Annotated in this window: 27 protein-coding genes and 2 pseudogenes; 14 read left to right on the forward strand and 15 right to left on the reverse strand. The window is 68.0% G+C overall.

Going from position 1 to position 26,271, the window contains the following annotated elements:
* Positions 1–38: 38 nt before the first annotated feature.
* A complete protein-coding gene (locus tag ACFZDJ_RS53445) occupies positions 39–581 on the reverse strand; it encodes a GNAT family N-acetyltransferase (protein ID WP_391070446.1) in 543 nt (180 codons plus the stop codon).
* Positions 582–824: 243 nt separating this feature from the next.
* On the opposite strand from ACFZDJ_RS53445, the pseudogene ACFZDJ_RS53450 reads away from it, so the two are divergent.
* Positions 825–1,103: pseudogene (locus ACFZDJ_RS53450) on the forward strand (PHP domain-containing protein); the annotation flags it as partial.
* A 196-nt stretch (positions 1,104–1,299) separates the two neighbouring features.
* Here ACFZDJ_RS53450 and ACFZDJ_RS53455 read toward each other — a convergent pair.
* Positions 1,300–1,941: a hypothetical protein gene (locus ACFZDJ_RS53455; RefSeq protein ID WP_365880488.1), complete on the reverse strand. Its 642-nt coding sequence runs from the start codon at positions 1,939–1,941 to the stop codon at positions 1,300–1,302.
* Between the two features lie 184 nt (positions 1,942–2,125).
* On the opposite strand from ACFZDJ_RS53455, the gene ACFZDJ_RS53460 reads away from it, so the two are divergent.
* A complete protein-coding gene (locus ACFZDJ_RS53460) occupies positions 2,126–2,725 on the forward strand; it encodes a hypothetical protein (RefSeq protein WP_391070448.1) in 600 nt (199 codons plus the stop codon).
* Between the two features lie 153 nt (positions 2,726–2,878).
* Here ACFZDJ_RS53460 and ACFZDJ_RS53465 read toward each other — a convergent pair.
* Together ACFZDJ_RS53465 and ACFZDJ_RS53470 are read right to left on the reverse strand one after the other, a co-directional pair.
* Positions 2,879–3,095, reverse strand: a pseudogene (locus ACFZDJ_RS53465) (aminoglycoside phosphotransferase family protein); the annotation flags it as partial.
* A 363-nt stretch (positions 3,096–3,458) separates the two neighbouring features.
* Complete coding sequence (locus ACFZDJ_RS53470; RefSeq protein WP_384924151.1) at positions 3,459–3,611, reverse strand: hypothetical protein; 153 nt, start codon at positions 3,609–3,611, stop codon at positions 3,459–3,461.
* 334 nt (positions 3,612–3,945) lie between these two features.
* Between ACFZDJ_RS53470 and ACFZDJ_RS53475 the strand changes: the two genes are divergently transcribed.
* From ACFZDJ_RS53475 to ACFZDJ_RS53485, 3 genes are read left to right on the forward strand one after another with little or no spacing between them, the layout of a single operon-like run.
* Positions 3,946–4,755: an ATP-binding cassette domain-containing protein gene (locus tag ACFZDJ_RS53475; protein WP_391070449.1), complete on the forward strand. Its 810-nt coding sequence runs from the start codon at positions 3,946–3,948 to the stop codon at positions 4,753–4,755.
* Complete coding sequence (locus ACFZDJ_RS53480; RefSeq protein WP_391070451.1) at positions 4,752–5,513, forward strand: ABC transporter permease; 762 nt, start codon at positions 4,752–4,754, stop codon at positions 5,511–5,513. The genes ACFZDJ_RS53475 and ACFZDJ_RS53480 overlap by 4 nt, the downstream gene beginning before the upstream one ends.
* Before the next feature lie 15 nt (positions 5,514–5,528).
* Positions 5,529–6,314 (forward strand): MerR family transcriptional regulator, encoded by a 786-nt coding sequence (locus ACFZDJ_RS53485; RefSeq protein WP_391070453.1) that lies wholly within the window; start codon positions 5,529–5,531, stop codon positions 6,312–6,314.
* A gap of 35 nt (positions 6,315–6,349) precedes the next feature.
* On the opposite strand, the gene ACFZDJ_RS53490 is transcribed toward ACFZDJ_RS53485, so the two are convergent.
* The 7 genes from ACFZDJ_RS53490 to ACFZDJ_RS53520 all read right to left on the reverse strand — a co-directional run bounded on the left by ACFZDJ_RS53490 (position 6,350) and on the right by ACFZDJ_RS53520 (position 13,800).
* Positions 6,350–7,081 (reverse strand): hypothetical protein, encoded by a 732-nt coding sequence (locus tag ACFZDJ_RS53490; RefSeq protein WP_391070455.1) that lies wholly within the window; start codon positions 7,079–7,081, stop codon positions 6,350–6,352.
* Between the two features lie 142 nt (positions 7,082–7,223).
* Positions 7,224–7,805 carry a DUF6262 family protein gene (locus ACFZDJ_RS53495; RefSeq protein WP_391070457.1) on the reverse strand — a complete coding sequence of 194 codons (582 nt, stop codon included), beginning with the start codon at positions 7,803–7,805 and terminating at the stop codon, positions 7,224–7,226.
* Positions 7,802–10,393 carry a tyrosine-type recombinase/integrase gene (locus tag ACFZDJ_RS53500; protein ID WP_391070459.1) on the reverse strand — a complete coding sequence of 864 codons (2,592 nt, stop codon included), beginning with the start codon at positions 10,391–10,393 and terminating at the stop codon, positions 7,802–7,804. The genes ACFZDJ_RS53495 and ACFZDJ_RS53500 overlap by 4 nt, the downstream gene beginning before the upstream one ends.
* Positions 10,390–11,583, reverse strand: coding sequence for an integrase (locus ACFZDJ_RS53505; RefSeq protein ID WP_391070460.1), 1,194 nt, complete (start codon positions 11,581–11,583; stop codon positions 10,390–10,392). The genes ACFZDJ_RS53500 and ACFZDJ_RS53505 overlap by 4 nt, the downstream gene beginning before the upstream one ends.
* 74 nt (positions 11,584–11,657) lie before the next feature.
* Positions 11,658–12,746 (reverse strand): hypothetical protein, encoded by a 1,089-nt coding sequence (locus ACFZDJ_RS53510; protein ID WP_391070462.1) that lies wholly within the window; start codon positions 12,744–12,746, stop codon positions 11,658–11,660.
* A 428-nt stretch (positions 12,747–13,174) separates the two neighbouring features.
* The gene (locus tag ACFZDJ_RS53515; RefSeq protein ID WP_391070464.1) at positions 13,175–13,546 is read right to left on the reverse strand and encodes a fic family toxin-antitoxin system, toxin component; all 372 of its coding nucleotides are present in this window, start codon (positions 13,544–13,546) and stop codon (positions 13,175–13,177) included.
* Complete coding sequence (locus ACFZDJ_RS53520) at positions 13,543–13,800, reverse strand: hypothetical protein (protein ID WP_391070466.1); 258 nt, start codon at positions 13,798–13,800, stop codon at positions 13,543–13,545. Before ACFZDJ_RS53520 ends, ACFZDJ_RS53515 begins: the two co-directional genes overlap by 4 nt.
* A gap of 154 nt (positions 13,801–13,954) precedes the next feature.
* Between ACFZDJ_RS53520 and ACFZDJ_RS53525 the strand changes: the two genes are divergently transcribed.
* The 6 genes from ACFZDJ_RS53525 to ACFZDJ_RS53550 all read left to right on the forward strand — a co-directional run bounded on the left by ACFZDJ_RS53525 (position 13,955) and on the right by ACFZDJ_RS53550 (position 22,386).
* Complete coding sequence (locus ACFZDJ_RS53525; RefSeq protein WP_391070467.1) at positions 13,955–14,389, forward strand: hypothetical protein; 435 nt, start codon at positions 13,955–13,957, stop codon at positions 14,387–14,389.
* 568 nt (positions 14,390–14,957) lie between these two features.
* Positions 14,958–17,579 carry an ATP/GTP-binding protein gene (locus tag ACFZDJ_RS53530; RefSeq protein ID WP_391070469.1) on the forward strand — a complete coding sequence of 874 codons (2,622 nt, stop codon included), beginning with the start codon at positions 14,958–14,960 and terminating at the stop codon, positions 17,577–17,579.
* Between the two features lie 355 nt (positions 17,580–17,934).
* Entirely contained in the window at positions 17,935–18,441 is a 507-nt protein-coding gene (locus tag ACFZDJ_RS53535; protein WP_391070471.1) for a tyrosine-type recombinase/integrase, read from the forward strand.
* A 392-nt stretch (positions 18,442–18,833) separates the two neighbouring features.
* On the forward strand, positions 18,834–19,247 hold the full coding sequence (locus ACFZDJ_RS53540) for a hypothetical protein (protein WP_391070473.1): 414 nt from the start codon (positions 18,834–18,836) through the stop codon (positions 19,245–19,247).
* A 32-nt stretch (positions 19,248–19,279) separates the two neighbouring features.
* Positions 19,280–20,194 carry an alpha/beta fold hydrolase gene (locus ACFZDJ_RS53545; protein ID WP_391070475.1) on the forward strand — a complete coding sequence of 305 codons (915 nt, stop codon included), beginning with the start codon at positions 19,280–19,282 and terminating at the stop codon, positions 20,192–20,194.
* Positions 20,195–20,763: 569 nt separating this feature from the next.
* Positions 20,764–22,386: an ISL3 family transposase gene (locus ACFZDJ_RS53550; protein ID WP_391070476.1), complete on the forward strand. Its 1,623-nt coding sequence runs from the start codon at positions 20,764–20,766 to the stop codon at positions 22,384–22,386.
* An 8-nt stretch (positions 22,387–22,394) separates the two neighbouring features.
* Here the strand turns inward: ACFZDJ_RS53550 and ACFZDJ_RS53555 are convergent, their stop codons facing one another.
* Entirely contained in the window at positions 22,395–22,583 is a 189-nt protein-coding gene (locus tag ACFZDJ_RS53555; RefSeq protein WP_391070478.1) for a hypothetical protein, read from the reverse strand.
* A gap of 140 nt (positions 22,584–22,723) precedes the next feature.
* Between ACFZDJ_RS53555 and ACFZDJ_RS53560 the strand changes: the two genes are divergently transcribed.
* The 3 genes from ACFZDJ_RS53560 (at position 22,724) to ACFZDJ_RS53570 (ending at position 25,244) form a co-directional block, all read left to right on the forward strand.
* Positions 22,724–23,623: an ISL3 family transposase gene (locus ACFZDJ_RS53560; protein WP_391070479.1), complete on the forward strand. Its 900-nt coding sequence runs from the start codon at positions 22,724–22,726 to the stop codon at positions 23,621–23,623.
* Entirely contained in the window at positions 23,620–24,516 is an 897-nt protein-coding gene (locus tag ACFZDJ_RS53565) for a transposase (protein ID WP_391070481.1), read from the forward strand. Before ACFZDJ_RS53560 ends, ACFZDJ_RS53565 begins: the two co-directional genes overlap by 4 nt.
* Before the next feature lie 65 nt (positions 24,517–24,581).
* Entirely contained in the window at positions 24,582–25,244 is a 663-nt protein-coding gene (locus ACFZDJ_RS53570) for an alpha/beta fold hydrolase (RefSeq protein WP_391070483.1), read from the forward strand.
* Positions 25,245–25,390: 146 nt separating this feature from the next.
* Here ACFZDJ_RS53570 and ACFZDJ_RS53575 read toward each other — a convergent pair whose 3' ends face one another.
* The 3 genes from ACFZDJ_RS53575 to ACFZDJ_RS53585 all read right to left on the reverse strand — a co-directional run.
* Entirely contained in the window at positions 25,391–25,558 is a 168-nt protein-coding gene (locus ACFZDJ_RS53575; RefSeq protein WP_391070484.1) for a hypothetical protein, read from the reverse strand.
* Between the two features lie 60 nt (positions 25,559–25,618).
* Positions 25,619–25,804, reverse strand: coding sequence for a hypothetical protein (locus ACFZDJ_RS53580; RefSeq protein WP_390940916.1), 186 nt, complete (start codon positions 25,802–25,804; stop codon positions 25,619–25,621).
* Positions 25,805–25,876: 72 nt separating this feature from the next.
* Positions 25,877–26,271: hypothetical protein (locus ACFZDJ_RS53585; RefSeq protein WP_391070486.1), on the reverse strand; the 395-nt coding region annotated here is incomplete at its 5' end.

The raw sequence follows: 26,271 nt of genomic DNA on the forward strand, positions 1-26,271 counted from the left end.
TTCGGCAACCGAGGCATCGCCGACTGGACGGCGGAAGCTCAGAGCGGGGCGAGGATCATCAGGATCTCGTCGCGATCGTCCCCTGGGGCGAGCCGGAGGGCGCCCGGCCACCGGCCGACTTCCTTCCAGCCGAGCCGCCCGTAGAAGTCTTCCAGGCCAACGCCACCGCGGGCTGCGAGGCGCAGCTGTTCCAGCCCCATCTCGTCCCGGGCGATCCTGCGCACTTCATTCATGAGTGCGAGCCCGATGCCGCGCCCGCGTACGGCGGTGCGGGTCTGGACGTGGTGGAGGGTGCCCCAGTGCGAGATCAGCTCGAACCTGTCGCGGCGGAGGCAAAGCCAGCCCGCGAGTTTCCCATCCAAGGTCGCCGTGAGAAGTCGGTTGCTGTCCGGGGAAAGCAGGTCGATGATCCGGGCGAGGGTCGGAGCCACCGTGGCGGCATCGACCGGCGGAAAGGGGAAGCCAGCTGCGCCGCCCGCGTTGGTGACCTCGACCCAACACTCGGCAAGGGCGCGCTGGAGCTGGGGCGTGACGTCGCTTGGAGTCGTGAGCTGCTGGAAGGTGAGGGAGTCGGCGGCCATCACGAGATCATGGCACCCACCTCTGACACTCCAGTGCGCGCCCTGGAGTGGGCCTGTGTGATCGGCGCCTGCCTCCCCGGATGCAGCCTGAGCGCCACAGTGGCCATGTGGAGCGCTCAGTCACACAACGTCACAGTGGCGGGGGCAGCGCCGATTCACTCTTTCGAACACCTGTGCGATTATGAGTTATGGTGGATACCTGGAGAGGTCACAGGTCAGGGGAGGGACACGCGGAGACAGGAGGTGCAGAGCCGTGGATTTACTCATCTGCACGTCGCCTCCGGCTACTCCGCCCGCTACGGCGCCTCGCTCCCCCACACGCTCATGCAGCGCGCCGCCGAGCGCGGGATGACGACGCTCGCCCTGACCGACCGGGACACCGTCGCGGGCACGGCCCGCTTCGCCAAGGCCGCAGCCGCCGCGGGCATACGGCCCCTCTTCGGCGTCGACGTCGCCGTCGCCCCGATCGCCCCGCCCACCCCGTCAGCTGGACGGGCCCGGACGCCGGTCCGCGGCGGCGCGTGCTGGCAGTGAGGGCAGGCGATGTGCTTGAGGAGATGGCCTGCTCGATGCGTCAGAACGCACTCGTAGCAGTCGAGCCCGCGCAGCCTCACAGCCGGGATTTCGGTACGTCGACCTCACATCGTCCGCCGGGCCCGCTCGCACGCCGCGTCGCAGCCCAGTTCGTACTCGAAGCGTGCCGGCTCGGTGATTCGAGTCAGCGGTGGTCGACGTAGGCGACGAGCCCGCCGACGGTCAGGCCCAGCGCGCATCCGCGGCGGAAGGACTCGTAGCGCATGACCGGGGTGTGCTGGGCGTCGGTCATCGCGTACGGTGCGCGGATCCCCAGTTCCACGCCGCACAGGCACACGACGTAGCCGTGACGCAGGGCGGCGGCCTCCCACTCGGGGTCGTGCGGGACCCAGGTCCGGGAGTAGATCTCACCGTCGGGCGTCCGCAGTTCCAGCCGGGAGTAGGTGTATCCGTAGCACTCCTCCAGTTTTGGCTGTTCATCGGGTATCTCGTGCAGCTCCCATCCGGGGATCGAGGGCAGGTCGCAGAAGACCTCGGGCGGTAGGCGCCTCATGCCGAACAGGATGGCGCCTTCGAGCTGCGGTTCCTCGGGTATCTCGTCGAGCGAGGCTCCCTTCGGCACGACGTACCCGAAGTAGCCCACGCCCACGGCATGCCTGAACTCGAAGAGGGCAGTGGGCATGCGGGGTGTCTGTGCGGGATCGATGGTGATTGTGCCTTCCGCGGTCTCCAGGCCCCCCAGCACGCACTCGAGCTGCAGCGCGGGGTCGTCGCAGAACAGGATCTGCCCGAGGTCGTCGACCTGTTCGAACTGATACCAGCTCATCTCCTGCAGCCCTTCGGTTGGTTGCGGTTCCGCGTCCGCGAAGCAGACGACTCAATGTTGAACCATCCTATTGAAGGATCGTTGAACAATCCATACATTGAGCGCGTGCACCATCAGGCCGGCGGTTTCGTCGAGAGCAGGGGTGAGGGTGAGCGCGGAGGAAGCAGGCACAGGGCGGACAGGCGTGGCTTGGCGGGTGCTGGTGGGCGCCGCGAGCACCGGCGCAGCGTTGGCGCTGTGGGCGATCGTGCGCACAGCCGTCGTCGCGCACGCCCGGTGGATCGACGTGCTGTGCGCGCTGGTGATCCTCCTCGGCTGCGTGTTCTTTGGCACGTGCTGGTACTTGGACATCCGGTGGCTGCTGTGTGCGGTGTGCCTCCTCGGGGTGCTGTTCCTGCAGAACAAGGAGCTGGATCAGCAGGTACTGCACCAGCACGGGCGTACCGAACACGTCAGGGTCCGACAGATTCAGTGGTCCGCCGGCGACGGCATGGGTGACAGCGCCCACCTCTACACGGTCACCGTCCTCGACGGCCCACCGCTGGCTCCGATCGAGGAGAACGGGCTCATGGGCTGGAAGTGGGTGGTAGGCGGCACTTACACGGTGACCGTCGATCCGCAGGGCATTGCCCCGCTCAGGCGGGGGGACAAGCCCGGGCCCCCGGTGATCCAGCAGTTCCTGCAGATCCCGCTCGGCCTCGGCCTGACCTTCGCCCTGTGGCGGCCCGCAGGGCTGCTCCTGCGCCGACAACGCGTCCCGTCAGCCGGACCCACTCAGCCATAGGGGGCTGTGACTGAGCGGCGCCGGGGCGCCGGCAATCTCACCCGCTGGTCGCGGGAGTGTGGATGGTCGGCGTCGTCTCGGTTGATCCGGTCCCGCTCGCTGTCGTGACGACCGGCCTAAAATACGCCGACTTTTCGAGCTTTCTGTCACCCACGGCGGTCCCAGTCCTCGTGACAAAGCGCCAACCGCGGCGATCGCGAGCACGGGCGACTTGTGCCACAGGACTTCCGGGGGTCGGGACCGGCGCCAAAGTCATCGCCTCGACCTGGACGTCGATGCGTGCCTGATCGGCGTCCACTTTCAGGAACACGTCGCCGACGCGCAGGGTCGCGCGCTCGGAATGGGCGCCTACGACCTTGACCTCCTCCATGGCGACCAATATCCCGGATGACCGTCGACGTCGCCGGGTCTATCGCGTGCGATTGCGCGGCTGACTGCATCCCGCTGCCCGGCGGCCTCGTGCACGGCACCGACCGCTGACCAGGCCAAGCCCAGCACTTTTGTTAGGAGTCCTTACCGAGGCCTCCGGGCGGGACCCCGCTGTGTCCCCGCTCGCCTCGTTTCGTGCTGGAGCACAAAGCGATGCGGGGACGACCCGACTGCAGGTAGCACCACGGCGTATGAGGACGTCGTGGGCCTGCTGAACCCCAACCTGCGCCTCCTCTCCGCCCACCTGATCGCCCGGCCTCGGTGACCGAGCTGGACGCCGCACCGTTACCCACGAGCTCTGCGATCAGGAGTGCCGGAATCCGCGGTTGGGGTCGCGGCCCTGGTCGAACGGGGCGAACCACTCGTTCGGGGCGAGGTTGACCATGCCCATGGCCTGATGGATGCCGTTGCCGGGGTCCTCGATGCCGTCGAGGGTGTTGTCGAACAGCATCAGCACGTCGTGGTCCTCTTTTCCGAACGGGCGACTGGCGGCATTGATGCTGACCTGGAGTAACGCGTCGCGTAAGCGTCCGGGACGTACTCAGCGCACGCTGGAGGACCTGTTCTCCTACGCCGACGCCGAAGGCGTGAAGCTGCGGCTCGACGGCACCGAGGTGCAACTCCGCCGCCCACAGTGCAGGCCGCCCGGGCCGCAAGGCGTTCGTCTCCGGCAAGACCTGGATGCCGTGGTCGGAGCGGGCTTGACCTTGACGCTGGGTCAACCCTCCATCCTTCCGGCAGGGGTGTCCTCGCAGACGCGTGGAACAGCTCCGCAAAGGAGGCAGATGACCATGACGACCCAAACGATCGCCGGTCCGGCGATGCGCGTGCAGGGTCTGGAGAAGTCGTACGGGAAGCTCGAAGTGCTGCGCGGTGTGGACTTCGACGTGGCGCCGGGCAGCATCTTCGCCCTGCTCGGCTCCAACGGGGCGGGCAAGACCACGACCGTGAGGATCCTCGCCACGCTCCTGAAGGCCGACGCGGGGATAGCGAGCGTCAATGGCTTCGACGTCGCCACGCAACCGGCGAACGTGCGGGAGTCCATCAGTCTCACCGGGCAGTTCGCGGCCGTCGACGAGATCCTCAGCGGTCGGGAGAACCTCGCCCTCGTCGCCAGGCTGCGCCACCTCAAGGACCCGGGCGCGATCGCGGATGACCTGCTGAGACGTTTCTCGCTGAGCGAGGCGGGCGCGCGGCGAGTGTCCACGTATTCGGGTGGGATGCGCCGTCGGCTGGACATCGCGATGAGCCTCATCGGGAATTCGCCGGTGATTTTCCTGGACGAGCCGACGGCCGGACTCGACCCCGAGGCGCGCATCGAGGTGTGGGATGCGGTCAAGGAGCTCGCCGGCCACGGGACGACGGTGCTGCTCACCACGCAGTATCTAGACGAGGCCGAACAGCTGGCCGACCGGATCGCGATCCTCCACCAGGGTCGGATCATCGTGAACGGCACACTCGCCGAGCTCAAGCAGCTCTTCCCGCCCGCCAAGGTCGAGTACGTCGAGAAGCAGCCGACTCTGGAGGAGATCTTCCTCGCGGTCATCGGCGGCGGCGACAAGAGCGACACCACTGGCACGACAACTGGGGGACAAGGATGACCGCGTACTTCTTCAGCGACACTGCCGCACTCACGGGGCGAACCCTGCGCCATGTCACACGCAGCATGGACACCATCATCACGACCGCCATCACACCGGTCGCCATGATGCTGATGTTCGTCTACGTGTTCGGCGGCGCCATTGATACCGGGTCGGTTTCGTACGTGAACTACATGCTGCCCGGCATCCTGCTCATGACCATCGCATCGGGCATCTCCTACACCGCGTACCGGCTGTTCACCGATGTGAAGAGCGGGATCTTCGAGCGATTCGAGTCCATGCCGATCGCGCGGTCGGGTGTGCTGTGGGCCCACGTCGTCACCTCTCTGGTCGCCAACCTGATCGCGCTCGTGCTGGTGGTGGGCGTCGCTGTGCTCATGGGCTTCCGCTCAGGGGCAGGAGTGTCGGCATGGCTCGCGGTCGCCGGCATCCTGCTCTTGTTCACCCTGGCGCTGACCTGGCTCGCCGTGATCCCCGGGCTCTCCGCGTCGTCGGTCGAGGGAGCGGGCGCGTTCGCCTACCCGCTCATCTTCCTGCCGTTCGTCAGCTCGGCGTTCGTGCCCACAAAGACGATGCCTGGCCCGGTGCGCTGGTTCGCCGAGCACCAGCCGGTGACGTCGATCGTCAACACGATCCGTGCTCTGTTCACAGGGCAGCCGGTCGGCGACGACATCTGGATCGCGCTCGCGTGGTGTGTGGCCATCCTCGTCGTGGCGTACGTCTTCGCGATGGCCGCCTATCGCCGGAAGATCGCCTGAGGCAGGCTGGGACCCATGCTCACCATCAGCCAGCTGGCGACGTACGCCGGGGTGACGGTACGGGCGGTACGCCACTACCACAAGATCGGGCTGCTGCCCGAGCGCGACCGGTCCGGGTACCGGACCTACGACGCCGCCGCGGTCGTGCGACTGATCCGGATCCGCAACCTGGCTGATGCCGGCGTACCGCTGGCCAGGGTGCAGGAACTCCTCGACGCCGGCCCGGAGGAGTTCGCCGGTGGTGTCCAGGAGATCGACAAGGATCTGCGCGCTGAGATCCGGCGGCTGCAGGACACTCGCAGCCGACTCGCCCGGCTCGCCGCCGGAGAGCACCTGGCGCTCCCGCAGAGCGTCGTGGACTACCTCGACCGGTTGCGCGGTCTCGGCGTCGGGGAGCGGTACATCGAGCTGGAGCGGGATGCCTGGATCATGATCGCTGCGCAGGTGCCGGACCTGATCGACTCCGTGATTGCCAAGAAGCACGAGGAGCTGGACGACCCCGACATGGTGAGGCTCTACAGCTTCTTCACCGGGGAGCCCGACTGGCTGGCCGGCGATCCACGGATCGTCGAGGTCGCCGACATCCTAGAGCGCCTGATGATTCGCGCCGTGGAGGCCGGCGAGGTGGGTGCCGACGGCTTCGACGATCAGTTCGTCGCCCTGATGGACTCAACCATGCTTGAGTCCGCACCGGGCGCCGAACTGGTGTTGGCGATTCTGAACGAGCGTGGCTGGAGCGGCTGGACCCGCATCGAGCGAGTGCCTGCCGACAGGCTCAACACTGAGCTGCCACCTTCTTGAGAAGCCGTCTCTCAACCGATCTTGGAACGTGCAAGTCAAACAGAAAGCATTGGGGGGAGGTTGGCGGCTGCGTACTCGTCCGCCACGTGGAACACACTGGCACAACGTGGGCACTCTGCGCGGCCCATGAGATACGTGATCCCCTCAGCCAGTCGGTCCTGGCCGTCACGGACTGCGAGGTCGTACATCCACCGCCCCATGCCGTGCAGCTCCGCAACGGATACCGGCCGCAAGTCGCGCCGGTCGACATCGCCCGCGTCCCAGTCCCGGCAGGCCGAGTAGTACCCGTATCCGCCGATGGCGATGGTCACATTCAGGGAGCAGTGGGGACAGGCCACCTCGTAGAAGTCGTCGCTGAAGTCACCGAGGGCGGCACTCCAGTGGAACTGCCCCTCGATCGCGAGGAGGGTGCGAAAGCCCCAGATGTAGTCGGCCGGACGCGTTTGGAGACGCTGGTCCACCAGTTCCCGCAGCTCCGCGATGGCGTCGGGGCTCTCCACGAACATGCGCTCGCCCTGGTCGTCCGTCATCGCGCTGCGCACGATCGCCCCGGCCATCTCCAGCGCTTGCGTTTCGCTCCGGGCGAGCGCGACCAGACGTGGCAGCGCGCCGAGACTCCCTGGGACGAGGGTCTCTCCCTCGATGCACAGCATGGTCCATAGCTCGAGCCACACGCTCTCGCTGCCGGCCCCTGCCTCTACCTGATCCAGCAGTACGGGCAGGAGCTCGGCGGTCCGAGGTACGTACGGGCGCCCCCACTTCGTCACCCCCACATTCAAGCGTGCCGAGAACCACCCCAAAGGCGGAGCTCCACGACCGCATCAGCTGGAGCGTGTCCCTCACGTGACCTATGTGGCGGGGTACACCGGGCAACCTCCCGGTCGGGTGATTTCCGGGCGTAGCCACTCATCAACGAGAGGAAGTCGTCTCTTGGAGTTCGAGGATTTGTGCTTCGAGGTCAGCGATGCGCTTGTCGGCGAAGCGCAGGTTCGACCTGGCGCCTTCAAGACGTTCTTGCAAGGTGCGGTGTTCCCGGGTGAGTTGCTGCACACGGCGCTTGAGCGTGATGTTCTCGGAGGTCAGGGCCTGAACCGACTCCCCCGGAACCATCTGGTCGAGGTCACAGAGCTTTCCCATCAGCTCGCCGATCTGCTGCCGTTGCGCGAAGACCTCCTTCTGCGTGCGGCCGAGTTCGGCCTCCGCGTTCAGCGCGCGTTCGCGCCAGGACGCTTCGATCTGCTCGTGCTCGGCCTGGGCTGCTCGGAGCCGGTGGGTGCGGCTGCCGTCGACTGCATTGCTCACGAGCGCGCGGGCCTTGGAGTTCTCGTAGAGGAACGTGACGGACACGCCGGCCCGTTCTGCGACGGCCCGGACGGTCAGCCGACCGCGCTCGCGGCGAAGCTGACCGATGGCCTTCTCGACCTGCGCGAGCTTCTGCGCGGTCTGGCGGCGGCGTGCGTCGATCGCTGCCGTAGTGGCGTGAGGTTTCATGCAGCCTCGCCCTCCGTGTCGAGTTCCGCGAGCTCACGCGCCCGGAACGTCGTGCTCCAGACCCGCCCGAAGTAGTCCTGCGGGCGGCGGAGGTCGAGCGAGAGCGCCTCTTCAAGGAGCCCGAAGCCCTCCAGGGCCTTCTCCAGGCCGGCGATCGCACGGGCCGTGGGTTCGAATACCTCGTGCAGATAGTCGGCGGTCGCGCTGTCCGGCGCTCGCTCGGCGAGCATCCGCCACTGCTCGCGCTTGCGGTGCCAGTAGACGAGGTCCGCTCCGGACATCACGAACTCCTGGCAGCTGTGGCAGTTCAGACCCCATGGACATGCGTCACCGTTGACGACGGGCTGGAAGGTGCAAAAGCCGCCCTCGGCGGGCGTGGATCTGCGGGTGAGGTCGATGGCCAGGGCCTCGGCTTCCGCGCGTGTCAGCGGCTCACCGCCCGCCAGGAGGACTCCGGGCTCGGCGGCTCCGGGGCCGCCGACCCAGACCGCCTCAAGAGCGGCGTTGAGCACGGGATCGGTGTTGGCGATGTGGACGTAGTGCTCGGCCATCGCCTCGGAGATCTGGCCGAGGTAGCGCTTGACGTGCGTCAGGTTCGCACCGGCCCGCAGCAGATTGGTGGCCAGCGTGTGGCGAGCCTGGTGGGGAACCGCCCCGCCGAGGTCGAGGCCCTTGACCCAGGTACTGAACTGCGTCGAAAACCATCCGTAGGAGACGCCCTTCAGGCCCCGCCTGTTGGAGGTCGCGCGGGGAAAGAGCGCCAGTTCCAGCCGGTCGGTGGCGGATGGCAGGCGGCCGTTGCGCTGGATGAAGCGGTCGATGGTCTCCGCCTGCCTGGACTCCAGCTGCTGGAAGAGCCGTTCGGAGATGCGGATGCCCTCGTCGAAGTTCCCGACCTTCGTCTGGTCGTGCCAGAACATCGGGATCTTCCCGTGCCGGTCGATGCACTCCAGACGGAGGTTGAGTACCTCGCTGCAGCGGCGGCCGGTGACGACGAGGGCCTCCCAGACATCCCGCAGCCCGCGGTCGTCGCAGTCCAGAGCCTCGAGGTCCGCGAGGCTCTGCGCAGAGGCCAGGGCCTTGGCGACGTCGTCGGAGAACGGCTTGCGGCGACCGACCTTCTTCTGGACCCGGGGCAGGACGACGATGAAGGCCCGGTCCAGGCCGATCCGGTCCGCCGCCCCGGTCTCCAACGCGTCGCGAAGCAGCCGCCGAGCTCCGTTGAGGTTGTCGCAGGCGATGCCGTCCGTCATCACGCTGGTGCCGTTGCGTCCTTGCTTGCGAAGCCCGAGCGACTCCAGACCGTGCTGGGCGCGATGCCGCTGGTCGGCGATGAAGTCGACCATGTGGGTCTCGGTGAGTGTGGTGGGGTCGTGGCCGCCACCGGGAGCCTGCGCCTGCAGGAAGGCGGACAGCTCGATGCAGCCGCGGCGTCTGGCGTCGAAGGGGTTGCGGGAGCGGGGCGGCTTGGCGGTGAGCTCGGCTGCCAAGTTGTCCCAGAGCAAGTCGCGGAGCCACCGCTGCGAGATCTCGGTGAGGTCGATGTGGCTCTCGGTGTGCGGGAAGCGGACTCCGAAGTGTTCGGTCTCGATGAAGCCGGCGTCCTTGGTGTCCTCGCGGGTGAAGTAGATCAGCCGCAGGTGCTTGAGCATCGCCTTGGCGACATACCGGCCCTGCTGAGGGCAGGCGTCCAGGTCAAGGTCGACCAGAGTGTTCACGTCCTGTTCCCGGCAGGAGTCGGCGGCGGCCTGGGCCCAGAGCAGCGGCCAGCAAGCTCCTTCCTCAGCGCCTTGGGCGTGGTGGACCATAGCCCACTGGATCTCCGCCTTGGCCAGGGGCCGAAGCCCCTTGAGGGACAACCTTCCGTTCGCCCGGCGATGCCGAATCACGCACTGCGTGCACCACCGGCGGAACCGTTCCTCGTCGGTGAAGAGGAGCTTCGGTCGTCCGCCCTTTGCCAGTATCCGGGACCAGTTCGTCTCCATGTGGGCGCCGCCCGGCCGGCCATCACGGCGGTACTGCCTCTCGTGCCGATAGCACAGGCAGAGCGGGGAGCCGGCACGCTCGGCGCAGCCCGCAACCCGGCAGTCACCGAACGCGGGATAGGCTCTGGCGGCGGCCACCCACGTCTCGAAGGCGAGTGGGTGGCCTGTCCGTTTTTCATGATCCCTGCGCCGCTGGTCCCACTGATGCTCGTGGAGGTAACACAGCTGGTTGCCACTGAACGCGGGGATATCCGGGCAGACCAGGCAGTCCGGGGTGACGTGCCAGGAGGAGGCAGACTTCAAGGGCTCGGCGACGTGAAGGAATTCGGTGACGTTCCCGCCGTTGTTCCGCAGCTCGAACCACTGCCGCTTGTGAGCCTGGCAGAACTCCCGGCCGGAGTCCGAAGCTCTTTGGCAGCCCCCGACCTTGCAGAGCCAGCCGTAGGCGGGATGGTGCCCCGGGACGATGATGACGTCTTCGCGGAAGAGCGGGTCAAAGGTGGGCGCCGCGATCAGGGCCCGCAGCAGTTCCAGGCGGTCGGATGTCGTCCGCGATCTCGCGGTCCCGTTCGGCGCCGTGCTGATGAGGTGGAGCGATTTCATTCCTCACCCCAGACGCTCTTCAGCGCGGTCGTGAACTCTGGCGAGTGCAGGTCGGGGTGGCCGTAGACCTCGTCGACCATCTGCATCGAGGCCCAGTTTCCGGCCGCCTTCGCCACCAAGGGCTTGCCGCCGGAAGCGTCCATGACGTCGTTGGTGAACTGATGACGAAACGCCTTGGGCGTGATCCGCCCTGGCAGCTGTGCCCTGCGGCCGGCCCGGCGGAGCATCCCGCGTGCCGCGTCCGCCGTCCACGGCTCCCCGCGGTGCGGGCCGGCCAGCTGGATCAGGAGCATGCCGTGCCCCGCGGCGTACTTCGCGTACTCCGTCGTCATGTACTGGAAATAGGTGCCGATCATCGCGGGGCTGACCCGGTAGATCTCCCCGCCGGTGATCACCCCATCGACCATCGACCAGTCAGGCTTGATCTTCGCCGCCGCCTTGTTCGGGTTGCCCCATCGGTGGCAGACGTGCAGGTGAGGACTCTGACACTCGTTGCAGGCCGCGTTGTCCCGCAGATGCAGATCGACCAGATGCAACCCGGTCAGACCGCCGATCCGCAAGCTGGTGTCCGACAGCCACCGCACGACCATCGCGTCGCGGGCCGTGGTCACCTCGTCCAACAGCTCCGGCTTGGCCCCCTCGGGCAGCATCTTCGGATGCCGGCGCCGGGCCGGCCGCGCGGGCGCCAGAGGATTGGTCGGCATCGACTTCTTCACGTGCCCCAGCAGGGCCCGGTCCCGGTCCACCTTGGTCGGCAGACGCTCCGCCGAGAACGCCGCCACCAGCTCGGGGTTCGAGCCGCTCCGCGAGCACGTGCGCAGATAGAAGCCCTTCAAGCACGCGGCCGCGACCTGGAGGGCCGACGCCCCGTACGGCCGTTTCGGCGGCGTCCGCCACGGCTGCCCATAGGGCATCGGGACCCTGGCGCCCACCGCCCCCATGTAGCGCTGCAGGTCCAGCATCGTGATGGTCTCGCTGGTCAGATCCTCACGGACTCGCCACCGCAGGTGATCAACCAAGGCGTAGGCGTACGTCTTCTGTGTTCCCGACCCCTCGAACGGCCGCAGGTAGTCGTCCGCCTCCTCATCAACGGATCCACCCGGCCAAAGGATCGCGTACGACACCCCACCACCCGCCCGCTTGAGCACCTGTACTCGTAGGTCATCAAGCACCACCCGGCTTCGCGCCACCCCGACCTCCCCGGCCGTCGCCCTCTCCGTGAAGTAGGCAACGGAAGCAGTCGGTTAACCGGAACGGCATGAGCCTACGAAGGGACCAAACGAGTGACGCGGACACTTGGAGAGTGGTTGGAAAAATCTTGGAAAAGGACGTCGGAGCAGGCATCCCAGTCGAAATCCTGACGTTCTTCGGGCAGGGCCGCCACGGCGTCGGACACGAGCCGCGGCCGGTTGCGCGTCAGGTCCTGGGCGCGGGCGATACCAAGGTGGAGTGTCATCTCCTCGCTGGTGCTGCGCAGTTCGACTCCGTCGGTGGACGCGCAATCGGCGGCCAGATCGTCGAAGGCCCGGGCCATCTGCCGCCGCCAGAGACGGTCTTGGTGCCAGGTCACCCGCGGCAAGGAGCCGAAGAGCCCGTCGGCGCCCCGCTGGAGCGGCTGGTCACCCAGCGTGGACACTTCCTGCCATGCCTGGTCCGACAGTTCCTGAAGGGCCAGGCGCAGAACCTCGCGGGTGCGGGCGGTGAGTACCTCGTCCCCTTCTTCGCCTTCCTCGTCCCAGTCGTCGTTCCAGGGGTCGGCTCCGCCGTAGCGGGCGCGGGAGCGCAGGTGCTCGCGCACCCGGTGCGCGGACTCCTCGGGGGCGGCGAGCGACGTGTCGATGATCAGCAGCTCGTCGGAGAACGCCTCGGCGCTCAGCAGTACGCCCGCCTCTGCGAGGAGGGCCTCCTCTGTGTCACCGGAGACACGAGGGAGGACCACGGCGAACGGGTTGTCCGCCAGTCGGTCAATGACGCTGGATGTCAGGGCGGCGACGACCTGGGGATCGTCCCAGGGCGCGGCGATGTGGAGGTTGTCGATCACGAGGACGCTGCCCGGGAGGTCGACGAACTCTTCGAACTCCGGGCGGAATTGACCGGCGGCATCGAGGAGTTGCTCCGCCACCACCGCGGCGAAGGACTGCTCGTCGGCCATGCGCTGGCGAAGGTTGTGGCCCTTCCAGTACAGGCCGCGTGTAGCGCGCAGACTGCCCACCGTCTCGTCGTCGGCAAGGAGGGCGATCTGCCAGGTCTGGACGCCCTCCGCGGCGGGGTCGATAAGCCGGTGGACATGCCGGACCAGCCTCAGTGTGCTGGGATCCGCCTTGGGCTGGGACCGGGTTGCCTGGTCGGTCATCGACTTCCTCTCGCCGTGCAGGCGCCCGCGACGGGAGCCACGAAACCAGGCTAGCCAGGCGGAACCTCGCCTCGTGCGCCATCAGCACAGACACCGCAGAGCGGCATCCTCCTCGAGTCCGCAGGCCCGGATTCACTGGGCGTAGGAACCCAGGAGCACCCCGGCGAGAAGAAACGGACCGAACGGGATCCTGGTCTCCCGGCCTGCCCGGCCCGCGAGCATGCGTTCGGGCAGAAGAGAGGGGCAGCGGCCGTTGGACGGCGGGTGCCCCTTCAAGTCTCCAGCGAACGTACCAGGTGATCGTCGGCTTGCGGGTGGGGTGTGACTGTCACGCGCTGGTTCGCGCGGCCTCGGCGTAGGTGTCGAAGAAGCGGTCGCCCGTGAGCTTGTGGTCAGCGAGCTGAGTAGCGACGGCCTGTGGTTCGGGGTCAGGGTTTCCAGGTGCGCAGGAAGGAGGCAATCCCCTCGGCGGTGCAGCGCGGGTTGTTCAGCTCGTGGGCGAGTGCGGTGAGCTGTTCGCGGGTGGGGTTGACGGGGATGTTGCTGGCCTCGAGATACATGACGGCGGCGGCGCAGGCGACGGTGAGGTTGGAGCGCTCCAGCCAGCGGCATCGGCCCAGGGTGTGCACCAGGGCAGCGGCGCGGGAGTAGGCGCCGTCGTAGACGGGTGTGTCGAGGAGTTCGCCGCGATGGCGGGCGACGGCGGCGATGGGGACGCCGTAGTCGTCGGCGGCCGGGTCGCGGTGGCCGGCCCGTTCCGCCACTTCGAGGATCCAGGATTCGTCGACGTGCAGGATCACGCGGCGGCGCCCGGCTGCGGCTCGGCGTACGAGGCGTCGAGCTGCTCTTCCAGATCGTTGAGGAAGTCACCGTGCTCATCGATGAGCCGCTGGGCAGCCGTCATGCCGGCGGCGCGGGCACCGGTGGTGTCCTCGATGATGAGCCGCTCCACGTACTTGTTGAAGTCCAGCCGGCGGGCGGCCGCGGCGGCCTTGCCGGCCACGAGCACTTCTTCTTCCAGCCGGACCTGCGTCTGCTTCTTCGCGGAAGTCACACCCTCATGGTAGCAGGGTGGTAGCAGGCGGGGTGCCGCACCTCGAAACGGGGACCCCAGCGCGGCGTACGCCCCCGGGTGGAATGGCCCTCTTCGAGTGAGCGGCCCCGTGGAACGCCAGCCCGCAATGTCTGCTCAGCCCTACGGTGCGCTGATGGCTTCCTATGCGAAGGACCCTCGCTGCAACGTCATGGCCGAGGCCCTCGTCCCGTTGCTGCGCCGCGCCTGTCCCGAGGGCGCCGGCGGCTACGGCGGCTCGTACCAGGTGAATCTGGAGGACGAAGAGGCCGTCGGCCTGGGCGGAGTGGAACTCATCAGGGCCGCGCGCAAGGCGGCCCGTCAGCCCGGCTGGAAGGTCACCACGATCGGGTGGATCGGCACCCGCTTCGGCACGACGGTCGCCGTCCAGGACACCCGGGACGTCCCCGAGGAATTCCGGGCCGTGGTCGACGCGGCGATGGAGGAACGCATGAGTGCCGCGCTTGCCAAGGTGTGGGGCGAGCCGGGCGAGGCTCCTGTCCAGCGCGGCTCAGTCACCCTCATGACGCAGGAGTTCCGCGCGGCGGTCGCCTCGGCGGCGAATGCCTGATCCGACACGGCCTACGGGCCGTGCCCGGCGCAAAGGGGTACCGCATGGCGCGTGAGCGGGTGCGGTGGCCGGTCGTGGTGGACCGGGCGAGAGCGCGTTGGCGGCCTTGATGTCCAGGTAGGGCAGCTCCTCGACGCCAGAGTCGATGGTCCAGGACAGTAACTCCGGTACCGGCTCGAACCACGAGTGCGGCCCGACGCCGGAGAAGAACGTTCCGGGGTGCCACCGCTTGTAGATCTCGGCCGGCACATCGTTGATCGCCCTCCAGGCCGGGTTCCACGGTTCCCAGGACTGCTCGACTGGTGTACCGGGCATGGCAAACCCCTCGTTGTTGTGATCTTGATCGGATGGTTCATTGTCCTCCCGGTCCGCCTGCCCGGTTCGGTGCCGCCATGGCGCTCCGAGGCGCGGGCAGGCCTGAATCCGTCGCTCAGGCGGGCCATGGCAGCGGGGCGGACTCCCCAAATCCCGTAGGGCGGGCGTAGGTTGACCTGCGAGTGATCTTTTTTCGGGGGTGGATGTGGCAGGCCGGGATCTCAGGGACCTGTTCAGTACAAACGACCGCAGCGTGCGGGCTGACGAGGCGTTCACGAACCGGCAGGCGCAGTGGGAGCTGGTCGCGGCCGCGCTCACCGAGCACCTGCGGCGCACCAGCACCCCCGGCTTCAATGTCGAGGACCTCGAAGCGCCCCGCCACAACGTGCTCGTCTTCCACGGGTGGGCGGCATCGGCAAGACCACCCTGTCCAGGAAGCTGGAGGCGACCCTCGCCGACGCCGGGGGGCCGGCCCGCGCAATGGGGCGAACCCACCTGGCAGACCGGCCGGATCCTGCCCGTACGGATCGACCTCGCCCGCTCCGCCGGCACCGACTTCGAGCAGATCGTCCTGACGATCCGGGCCGCCCTCGCCGGGATCGGCCGGCCGCTGCCCGCCTTCGACCTGGCGCTGCGCCGCTACTGGGACGCGAACCATCCCGGCGAGCCGCTGGAGGAGTACATGCGCCGCGGCGGCCTCGCCTCCAAGTTCGGCCAGGCGCTGCCCCAGCAGATGCAGTCCGCACTCGCCGACGTCGCCCAGACGCTGCTGCTGCCCGGCACCGTCGGCTCGGTCGTCGGCCAGGCCACCGGTGCGCTGGTGCGCGCCCTGCGCGAGCGGCGGCAGACCGTCCGCGCGCTCGCCGCCTGCACGCGCCTGGCCGACCTTCTGGAGGCCGAACCTGACCTGGACACGCTCTCCTACCACCCGCACCTGCTGGCGTGGGAGCTCGCCCGCCTCCCCACGGGCAAGCGCGTCACGCCGGTCGTCCTGTTCGACACATTCGAGGACATCGGCGACCGCACCCACCGCGATCTGGAGCGCCTCCTGCAGCGCGTGGTGTGGCTCATGCCCAACGCCCTCTTCGTCATCACCGGCCGCTCCCGCCTGCAGTGGGCCGACCCCGCCCTGCAGGGCCGGCTCGACTACACCGGGCCGGCGGCCTGGCCGGGACTTGCCGCCCCAGCCCTCCCCTCCGCCCGCACCACACCGGGCACCGCCAGCCACGGACGGCAGATCCTGGTCGGTGACTTCTCGCCCGAAGACTGCGACGACTACCTCGCCCGCCGCCTCTCCCGCGAGGGACAACCGGTCATCGGCGACCACATCCGCCAGGTCATCACCTCCCGCTCTCACGGCCTGCCCCTCTACCTCGACCTGGCCGTCATGCGGTTCCTGGAGATCCGCCGCACCGGCCGCACCCCCCCCCGGCCTTCCGACTTCGCCCACGACTTCCCGGCCCTGATCGCCCGCACCCTGACCGACCTCACCACAGACGAACGGCACGTTCTGCGCTCGGTCAGCCTCCTGGACGCCTTCGACCTGGCCCTGGCGACCCGGGCCGCGGGCCTGACGCACGAGGCACCCGCACAGCGGCTGACCGAGCGCCCGTTCATCCGCGAAAACCCCTTCGGGCAGTGGCCGTTCCACCTGCACGCCCTGATCCGCTCCTCCATCCGCAACGCCGACGACCAGACAGACGACCGCTGGTCCGACGGGGACTGGCGCGCCGCAGCCGAGCGGGCGTTCAGCGCGCTGGGCGAGCAGTGGAGCGCCAGCGAAGCGCCGGACCGCCTGCTGCTGGTGGGCTGCCTGCAGCAGGGACTGCCGCTCGCCCGGGACTACAACCTCGACCTCGACTGGCTCACCGACGCCGCCTGGGCCTACGTCGGCGATTCCGTCTGGGAGCCGATCACCCCACCCGCCGCCGGTGTCCCGGCGCCCGGTACGTCCGCCGACGCCCTCGTGGAACTCCTCAGCACCCTCACCCGCCGCCAACACGAACACCGTGCTCGCACCGTCAGCCGACTCACCGCCGTCCTCGACGCCGAACTGCTGCCCGCCGACCTGCAGGAGATGGCGCTCTACTACCGGGCCAAGTCCCTGCGTGACACCGGCCTAGCCGCCCAATCCCGCCGCGACTACCAACAGGTCGCCGACCAGGGCGGCCGCCTCGCTCCGGCCGCCCGCCGCGGCCTGGCCCACGCCGCACGCCTGACCGGCGACTTCCCCACCGCCCTCGCCGCCGCCCAGAATCTCGGCTGGGAAGGCCGCCACCAACGCGTGATGGGTGACCTGTACTGGCTTCAGGGCCAACCCGAGCTTGCCGCCGCGGCCTACCTCGCCGGACGCACCGAAGCCGAACAGCACGGCAAAGCCGGCGAGGCCGCCCACAATCAGGCCCTGCGCGCATTTGCCATCGCCCTCTACGCCCCCGACCAGGCCACCGCGGAAATCGACCTCGCCTACCAGCTCCTGGCCAGCCTCAATCTGCGCGCTACCACCATCAACGTCCGCCGGGCCGAACTCATCCGCGATGCCGGCAGCGACAGTGTCGACGACCAGATCGCCACGCTGCGCACCGAACTCGATATCGCGGGCCTCGCCTCGCTGACACCCGCGATCGAGCTGGCCGGCGCCTTCCACCACACCGTCCTCGACGACCACATCGCACTGAACGCCACCCTCACCCGGCTACGAGAACAGACGTCCGACGAAGATCACGCCTACTTCGTCGACATCGCCCACTTCATGGCCGGCCTGCCCCTCGATGACCCGTCGCCAGCACAGTGGATCGACGGCGAACCAGCCACCCGCAGCCGCTGGCGGGCCCTGGTCACCGCGCGGCGCGAGCACCTGGGCTCACTGCGATGACACCTGCGGGACGTGCCTCACCTCACACGGCCCGCAGCGGCAACACCGGAACAAGGAGGGGAAGTTCACCGTTCATCTACATGTGGCTGCGGAGGGGCCAGTGTCCCCGGGCCTCACCTATAGCCCATGGGGACGATCGTCCGGCTGAAGCCCCATGGAGCCTTCCGCCGCGAGGCGACCGCCCTCCGCACGCCACCACCTGCGGCCCCGGCTGGTCTCCCCCGTCCAGCCGGGGCTCACTTGTGCACAACCGCCGAAGGACTCACACCCAGCAGCTGCTGGCCTGTCTCGGCCTGCGCGCCACCACCTCACCACCCAGATCGCCGCCCTCATACGAGACGCCGGCACCAGCGGCATGAGCGTGGACCACCGCGTCCGCGTCCTGCGCACCGAGGCTGACTTCGCTTGCATCACCGCCGCCCAGACCGCGCTCGAACGCGCCCTCGGCTTCCACCAGACCATCCCGCGACGCGCGCGACCAGGTGCGCGGCCCGCGCCCGTCCCGCCGCTCGCCCTCGACGCGCTCCTCGCCTACCTCGGCGACCGCGCCGACGGCCCGCTCTTCGCCACCGAGTCCGGCCGTCGCTGGTCCCAGCCCGAAGTGTGGAAGCACCTCCGCGTCCTCGCCCGCCGCACCGGAATCCCGCAGGCCGCCAGCATCAAGCCCCACACGCTGCGGCACCAGTTCATCACCGACAACCTCGCCAACGGCGTCCCGCTCCAAGACGTCCAGGACGCCGTCAGCCACTCCGACCCGCGCACCACCCAGCGGTACAACCGGCGCCGGAGGCAGCTCGACAACCACCCCGCCTACGCCCTCGCCGCCAAGCTGGGGGAGCGGCTCCAGAAGGATGAGAGCTGAGCATGCGAACGCCCCCGCAGTCGTCGAGCTGCGGGGGCGTGCACTGTTTGGTGCGGCCCGCCGAGCGGGTATTCCCCGCGCCCGTGTCGCTGCGAACGACCGCGGGCCGCCCGGACACGCTAAGCGGAATATGACCGTCCTGCCAGTGACCGGCGTCACACTCTCCTCGCGCCCGCCTTGCACCCCCGTCGAGGCGGGGTCTGTGCTGTCTACTGCCAGCCTGGGTGCAGTTGAGCGCTGCGCTGGTCATAGTCGGCGGCGGCGCCGGGCCTGAGTACGTAGTTCTCGATCTGACCGTTCTGCTTCGGCACTTGTAGCGTGAGGGTGGTGCCGAAGATGGTGCCGGTGAAGACGGTGGTGCCCGTCGGGAAGGTGGCGGTGAGCAGAATCTGGTGGCCACCAACGCTTCCACTGAGGGTGGCGGTCTGACGCTGGGGGCCGTCGTCGCTGAACTCCGTCGTGTCATGGTGCCGGTGATGTTGCCGTACCGCGTGGTGGTTTCGATCAGGGTGACGGAGTTGGAGTCCTCGCCGACGAGGACGGGAGGCAGGGCATCGATGGCGACGGCCGGGACGATGGGATCGGTGTCGTCGGTTATGCCGCAGCCAGCGGTGGCGAGTGCGCAGATGGCGGTGGCGGCGGTGTTGCTGAAACTCACCGACATTCCAGACGCCGACCCCACCCAGCCGTTGCTGGAACTCACCGACAGGCGTTGCTCCCCGTCATCGACATACTCAATCTGGCTCCACTCGGTGGGCGATGGGCGGAAGCCGGGTACAGGGCCTCATGGTGAGAGGGGGTCCTGACGCGATCGGCCGAGCCGTGAAAGGCTCGACGCATGGACGTCATCGCGCAGGCAATGTCCGCCATGATCCCCGGTGGGGTGAAGCGCGGTGAACTGGTCCGCAGGGGGCGCGTGTTGCACTGGGTCGAGGCGGGTACCGGCGGCCCGACAGTGGTCCTGGACGCGGCTAGTGGCACGCCCGCGCTGACCTGGACGCCGGTTCTATCCGCGCTTGCCGAGCACACCCGTGTCGTCGCTTATGACCGAGCCGGGCTCGGCGCGAGTGATCCCGCGATGCCGGTCACGATCGACTCTGAGGTCGACGACCTGAGCGCGCTCTTATCTCATACGGGAAACGGGGCATGCGTCCTGGTCGGCCACAGCTGGGGCGGCATGCTGGCCCAACTCGTGGCCTGGGCCCACCCGAAGCTGATAGCGGGGCTGGTCCTCGTGGACCCTGCACACGAGGACTTCCAGCCCTGGACCATCCGCGCAGCTGAAGCAGTACTTACCTGGCCGTCGGTCCTAAGGAGGGCCCTGGGGTCAGCTGATCGCTCTCTTCGCGAGCAGGCCGCGCAGGAAGCGGGCAAGAGGAGCGGCGATCCGCACGTCCAGGACCTGCTCGTCGAGGCGGAGCTGGCCTGCAACACGCACGAGTACCAAACGCGGACCAGCACTGCGGAGAGCCGGCTGCTCCGCACCCATATCCCGGCTGTCCGGCGGCTACGTGCCTGCTCGCAGCTGCCCGACGTGCCGGTGGTCGTCCTGAGTGCGACCCGGGGTTTACCGAAGGGCCTGCGGACTCGGTGGACCTCGTTGCAGGCCCAGATCGCCGCCACGACCGTTCGAGGCGAGCACGTCGTGGTGCCCGACGCAGCCCATTACATACACGACAGCCAGCCTGAAGCCGTCACGACATCGGTGCTCACCGTTGTCGATCTGGCACGGGACGGGCAAGCCTCGCAATGAGGAGCAACCCCACAGATGACGGTCGTCCCGAAGGAGAAGCCACGCTAACTGGATACGGGTCGGGCCAAAAACGCATGCCGGAACGGCTGGCACGGACCCCGGCAATCACAAAAGCGCGAAGGCTTTCGATGATCGGGCAAGGCGTGCCAGTACGCCACCACCGCCCGAGCCAGCACCTACTGGCGGACGCCATTAGCACGGCGGACCGCGCCGCAACATAGGCCGGAGAAGCTCGCGCCTACGCCGACAGGCAGGTCCGCGACGTGCCCTCTTTGGTCTGACCGAGACTCCAAAACTACCGCGCCGACCCCCCTGTCCCGGCCAGCAGAACCACTCGTCCGAAGTGGGGCCAAATCACCTTGCTGCAGGAGCGTGAATCACACCAATACACGCCCCCTCCAACCAGTCAGTGGAGCCAAAAGAACTCCGTGCACTGGAGCCAAAACAAGGGTCTGGCACAAGTTCCGTGAGACGGTCACGCATTGTAGTTGTTGATCTTCTTGCGGTGGGTGCGGAAGACGCCTTGAAATCGTTCCTGGTGCAGGTGACACGGCCGACATTCGGTGGCCGTGAACGAGGTGTTGTCCCGGCTCCAGGAGTTGTTGTTCCCGTCGGTCCCCGGCGTCGCCGTCGTGGCCGTAGATACGCACGGCGAGGCGATACGCGTCGAGGCCCGGTGCACGCCCACCGGGGCCGCCTGTCCCGACTGCGCTCACTGGACGGAACGGGTCCACAGCTCCTACCTGCGGTTTCCGGCAGATCTGCCCGCTGCCGGGCGACGAGCACAGCTCGCGTTGCGGGTTCGGCGGTTCTTCTGCACGGCCTCGGCTTGTGGGCGGCGGACGTTCGTGGAACAGGTGCCGGGGCCGACCCGCCGGCACGGCCGGGTCACCGAGCGGCTGCGCCAGGCGATGAGTGAGATCGGGCTGGCCCTGGCAGGCCGGGCCGGTGCCCGTCTCGCCCGGGTCATGGGCATCGCGACCAGCCGCACCACGCTGTTGCGGCGGGTGATGGACCTGCCCGACCCGGCAGCGACGGAGCCCCGCGCCGTCGGCGTGGACGACTTCGCGCTCCGGCGCGGCCACGTCTACGGAACGGTCGTGATCGACGCCGAGACCCACCAGGTTCTCGACCTGCTGCCCGAGCGCGATGCCGCCACCCTTGCCCCGTGGCTCGCGGCCCATCCCGGAATCGAGGTCGTCTGCCGCGACCGCGCCGGCGCCTACGCCGAGGCAGCCAGCACCGCAGCACCCCAGGCCCTCCAGGTCGCCGACCGGTTCCACCTCTGGCAGAACCTCGCTACCGCGGTCGAGAAGACCGTCGCCGACCACCGCTCCTGCCTGCGCGACCTACCGCCGCCCAGCCTGGAACCCGAGCCCGCATGGGAGACGCCGGCCGAGGCAGCACCCGGCCAGGAGGCCGAAATGGATGACCCGACCGGCAAGTTCGCTGAACGGGCCCGCGCTCACCACGCTCTCGTCCACGATCTCCTCGCCCGGGGCATGAGCCTGCGGGGCGTTGCCCACCACCTGGGCTGGGGACGGCACACCGTGCAGAGGTACGCCCGCGCCTCCCGCTGGCAGGACATGGTCAAAGGCCGCAAGCGGCAACTCCCCAGCAAACTCGACCCGTTCAAGCCCTACCTGGCCGACCGCTGGGCCGAGACCGACGGGAACGTGGCCATCCTCGGTCTCCACCGGGAGATCACCACGCGCGGTTTCCGCGGCCACTACTCCACCGTCCGCGACTGGATCCGCCGCGATCTGCCGCGGCAGGAAGGCTTCACGCCCGCCCCACCACCACTGTCGATACGACAGGTGACCGGCTGGCTTACCCGGCATCCCGCCACCCTGACCGAAGAGGAGAAGCTGCGCCGCAAGGCTGTACTCGACCGCTGCCCGGACCTGGCCTCCGCCGCAGAGCTGACCAGCTCGTTCGCGGAGATGCTCACCACCCTCAGCGGCGATCGCCTGCCCGAGTGGATTACCGAGGCCACCGTCGCCGACCTGCCCGGCATCAGCAGCTTCGCCGTCGGCCTGAACAGCGATTTCGACGCGGTGACCGCCGGACTGACCACCGACTGGAACTCCGGCCCGGTCGAAGGAGCAGTCAACCGGATCAAGATGCTCAAGCGGCAGATGTTCGGCCGCGCCGGCTTCGGCCTGCTGCGTAAACGGGTCCTTCTCTCCTGAGGGTGCGGTCAGACCGCGCCCTCCACCAGTCCGAAGCCGTCCGGGAACTCCTCCAGAAACGCTCGCCGCGACGGATCAGACTCCTCGCGGGCCATGGTGGCGAGTAGACCGAGGAACTCGTCCTGCTGCTCACGCGACAGCTTGCTCACGACGTGAGCGACGCCCTCCAGGACCTTGACGGCGTCGTCTGGATCCATTTGCTCGTCTTCGCAGCCTTCGACGAACCAGAGGACATCGACCAGAGCCTCGGCCAGAGCTCGCGTCAAGGAGGGGTACGCACCAGGCATCGAGACGATCTCCCAGCAAGTCGGCGAACAGAGTCCCGTCATCTCAACACATGCCGCTGACATCACGGTCAGCAACCGGGTCACGGAACTTGTGCCAGACCCCAAAACAAGGGTCTGGCCCAAGTTCTGTGGACCGACTACGCGTTGTGACTGTTTATCTTTTGGTGAGTGGTGGTGAACTCGCCTTGATTTCGCTCCTCGTTCGGCTGACGTGGCCGACAGTCGGGCGCCGTGAACGAGGTGTCGTACCAGCTGCAAGAGATGCTGTTTCCGTCGGTCGACGGTGTCGCAGTCACGTCCGTGGGCACGGGCGACGGGACGATACGCATCGAGGCCCGGTGTACCGCGGCGGGTTCCGGTGCCCGGATTGCGGCACCTGGTCGGCGCGAGTTCACGGCTCCTACCTGCGGTTCCCCGCCGATCTGCCGAGTACGGGACAGCGGGTGGTGCTGTCCCTGCGTGTCCGGCGGTTCTTCTGCGCCGATCCCTCGTGCCCGCGCAAGACGTTCGTCGAGCAAGTGGCCGGGCTGACCCGGCACCATGGCCAGGTCACTGAGCGGCTGCGTTCGGCGATGGGCTCGATCGGGCTCGCGCTGGCCGGCCGCGCCGGTGCCCGGCTCGCGGCACTCATGGGGATCGCGACGAGCCGCAGCACGCTGCTGCGGCGGGTGATGGACCTGCCCGACCCGGCCGCCACCGAGCCGCGCGCGGTCGGCGTGGACGACTTCGCTCTGCGGCGGGGGCATGTCTACGGAACCGTGATCATCGACGCCGAAACCCACCGTGTCCTGGACCTGCTGCCGGAACGCGACACCGCCACACTGGCCCCATGGCTGGCCGGCCACCCGGACATCGAAGTGATCTGCCGGGATCGGGCCGGCGCCTACGCGGACGCGGCCAGCACCGCCGCACCGCAGGCCATGCAAGTTGCTGATCGTTTCCATTTGTGACAGAACATCGCCCAGGCGGCCGAGAAGACCGTCGCTGCCCACCACCAGCACTTGGCGAACTCCCGACCGCGGCACCGGAGCCGGAGCCCGCATGGGAGTGCGCCGCCGAGCCGGCTCCGGAGCAGCCGGACGAGCCTTCTGGGAAGTTCGCCGAACGTGCCCGCGCCCATCACGCTCTCGTCCATGAACTCCTCGGCCAGGGGCTGGGGTTGCGGGAGACCGCCCGGCACCTGGGCTGGGGACGTCACACCGTCCAGAGGTATGCCCGCGCTGCCTGCTGGCAGGACATGGTGAAGGGCCGCAAGCGCCATCAGTCCAGCAAGCTTGACCCGTTCAAGGCGTATCTGGAACATCGCTGGACCGAGACGAACGGCCGGGTGACCATCCTCGACCTGCACCGGGAGATCACCGAACGCGGCTGGCGCGGGAGCTACTCCACCGTGCAGCTGTGGGTGCGCAAGGCCCTGCCGCAGCCGGACAGCACACCACCACGGCCCGTCAGGCCGTCCATCCGGCAGGTCACCGGCTGGCTCACCCGCCACCCTGCCACCCTCACCGAGGACGAGAAGGTCCGCAGGAAGGCAGTCCTCGCCCACTGCCCGGAGCTGGAGGCCGCCGCGAGCCTGATCAGCTCGTTCGCGGAGATGCTCACCACGCTCGACGGAGGACGCCTGACCGAATGGATCACCGACGCCATGACCTCCGGCCTGCCCGGCATCAGCACCTTCGCCATCGGCCTGAACAGCGACTACGACGCGGTCCACGCAGGCCTGACCACCCACTGGAACTCCGGCCCCGTCGAGGGCGCCGTGAACAGGATCAAGATGCTCAAAAGGCAAATGTTCGGGCGAGCCGGCTTCCCCCTCCTCCGTAAACGTGTGCTTCTGGCATGACCGCCGACGCACAGGCGATCATGACCTGAGAGAAGTGAACTGCTCTGTTGAACTGGGGGACTTTCATGAACGGCGTGGTGTTGGTGCACGGCCTGTACCACGACCCACAACACTTCGACTTGGTCGTTGGGAAGTTGCGTGCTGACGGAGTCGAGGTTGCTGTTCCGGAACTGCATCGTGGCTCGCTTCTGGCCGACACCGAAGCGGTGCAAGCAGTCGTCGATGCCATGGGAGAACCGCCCTTGGTTATGGGCCACTCTTACGGCGGGTCAGTCATCACCGGGCTGACGGGCGCTGGGCACTTGGTGTATCTGGCAGCCTTTGTGCCTGCTGAAGGCGAAAGCGCGGCCCGTCTCGGTGGCTCGACCAAGCTCCTCGCTTCCTCCATCGTGCATGACGGAGACGGCCTGACCCACGTGGACTCCACAGCGGCCGTGGAAGTGTTCTACGACGACGCCCCGATAGAGCGTGCGACCTGGGCAGCATCGTTGCTGCGACCCCAGAGACCGGGATGTGGTCGAGGCGTGCCGAAACACCAATCGTGGCAGAACACGCCTTCCACCTACGTCATATGTGCTCAGGATCGCGCGATTGAACCCGACCTGCAGAGGGAGATGAGCAGGCACTGTTCCAGCACGTTGACATGGCACACGAGCCACTCACCCTTCATCAGCCAGCCCGGGAGAGTCGCTGCCCTACTACGGAGCTTGCTTTTCCTCAGGAGCTGACACCCTCAGTGACGGACCACACGACTTGGGCCAGACCCCAAAACAAGTGCTTACAGACACACGTTCCGGCATCCGCACCGTCGCACTGGCCTCATGGACCAGCGTCCGCCTTGCGCCCGCCCCGGATTGGGGCGGGCGCTCGCGCGTCAGCGTCTCGCCTTCTTCCAGAGGCTGATGGCTACCCAGCCGAGGAGTGCGCTGATGACGAGGTCGCCGACGACGGACGGGGTGTCCGTTCCGTGGGCTGCGCTCATGAGCCCGCCGAGGGCGAGGCAGATGAACAGGATTGCGAGCAGCAGTGCAACGATTTTCATGGTGCCCCCCAAGGCGCGTGCGGTGAGGGCGGCAACGTAGCGGGCTCGCGCGTCCACTCGTCAGCCCTTCGGCGTGAGCCGTTCCCCGGGCTTGGTCTCGACGACCTCCACGCTGGTGCAGCCCGCAGCTTCAAGCTCGGCCTTCCGCCGGTCGGCGCTGGTCTTGTCGTAGCTGACGACGGAGGCTCGGGGTGTGCCGTCGGGGTCGGTCCAGGTGAGGCCGTAGTTCTGCATCGCGGTCGCCATGCCTGCGTCATCGCTGCCGCCACTGACAACGGATCGAACCTGGGCGCCATTGCCTGACGTTTTCGGGCCTCGTCACGTCGGCGGCGACCACGCTTCGGGTCCGCCTCCGTGCCATTCGATGAGGTGCGAGTCGGCTACATCGATCTCGTCGATACCTTCCATCCCGGCGTACCGGAGGAAGGCGGTCAGGTCACGCAGTGAGTGTGCGAAGCCGAGGATCTCTCCGTTGACGCGCACCTGGCGGCCGCCGTCGACCGGGGATGGCGGGTACACGATCACGTGCAGCTCTCCGGACATGGTCTCAGGCTCGCCCGGCCCGTCCGGATGTGCATCCGGACCGCGGGCTCGGAGCGTCCCGCGCAGCGCGTGCCGGACCGTGCGGACGCTCGTAGGCTGGCCTTCTCGGGGCTCGTCGTGGAGGTCTGCCATGCCTCGAACCGTCTGGTCGGGCACCATCAGCTTTGGTT

This window comes from Streptomyces sp. NPDC007896 (assembly GCF_042959425.1).
Taxonomy (GTDB): domain Bacteria; phylum Actinomycetota; class Actinomycetes; order Streptomycetales; family Streptomycetaceae; genus Streptomyces.

Excerpts from the sequence above, each read along its gene's own strand:
- ACFZDJ_RS53445 (WP_391070446.1), bottom strand. The coding sequence starts at position 581 with ATGGCCGCCGACTCCCTCACCTTCCAGCAGCTCACGACTCCAAGCGAC.
- ACFZDJ_RS53455 (WP_365880488.1), bottom strand. The coding sequence starts at position 1,941 with ATGAGCTGGTATCAGTTCGAACAGGTCGACGACCTCGGGCAGATCCTG.
- ACFZDJ_RS53475 (WP_391070449.1), top strand. The coding sequence starts at position 3,946 with ATGACGACCCAAACGATCGCCGGTCCGGCGATGCGCGTGCAGGGTCTG.
- ACFZDJ_RS53480 (WP_391070451.1), top strand. The coding sequence starts at position 4,752 with ATGACCGCGTACTTCTTCAGCGACACTGCCGCACTCACGGGGCGAACC.
- ACFZDJ_RS53485 (WP_391070453.1), top strand. The coding sequence starts at position 5,529 with ATGCTCACCATCAGCCAGCTGGCGACGTACGCCGGGGTGACGGTACGG.
- ACFZDJ_RS53495 (WP_391070457.1), bottom strand. The coding sequence starts at position 7,805 with ATGAAACCTCACGCCACTACGGCAGCGATCGACGCACGCCGCCGCCAG.
- ACFZDJ_RS53500 (WP_391070459.1), bottom strand. The coding sequence starts at position 10,393 with ATGAAATCGCTCCACCTCATCAGCACGGCGCCGAACGGGACCGCGAGA.
- ACFZDJ_RS53510 (WP_391070462.1), bottom strand. The coding sequence starts at position 12,746 with ATGACCGACCAGGCAACCCGGTCCCAGCCCAAGGCGGATCCCAGCACA.
- ACFZDJ_RS53525 (WP_391070467.1), top strand. The coding sequence starts at position 13,955 with ATGGCTTCCTATGCGAAGGACCCTCGCTGCAACGTCATGGCCGAGGCC.
- ACFZDJ_RS53535 (WP_391070471.1), top strand. The coding sequence starts at position 17,935 with ATGAGCGTGGACCACCGCGTCCGCGTCCTGCGCACCGAGGCTGACTTC.
- ACFZDJ_RS53545 (WP_391070475.1), top strand. The coding sequence starts at position 19,280 with ATGGACGTCATCGCGCAGGCAATGTCCGCCATGATCCCCGGTGGGGTG.
- ACFZDJ_RS53555 (WP_391070478.1), bottom strand. The coding sequence starts at position 22,583 with ATGGATCCAGACGACGCCGTCAAGGTCCTGGAGGGCGTCGCTCACGTC.
- ACFZDJ_RS53560 (WP_391070479.1), top strand. The coding sequence starts at position 22,724 with ATGCCGCTGACATCACGGTCAGCAACCGGGTCACGGAACTTGTGCCAG.
- ACFZDJ_RS53570 (WP_391070483.1), top strand. The coding sequence starts at position 24,582 with ATGAACGGCGTGGTGTTGGTGCACGGCCTGTACCACGACCCACAACAC.
- ACFZDJ_RS53575 (WP_391070484.1), bottom strand. The coding sequence starts at position 25,558 with ATGAAAATCGTTGCACTGCTGCTCGCAATCCTGTTCATCTGCCTCGCC.
- ACFZDJ_RS53580 (WP_390940916.1), bottom strand. The coding sequence starts at position 25,804 with ATGGCGACCGCGATGCAGAACTACGGCCTCACCTGGACCGACCCCGAC.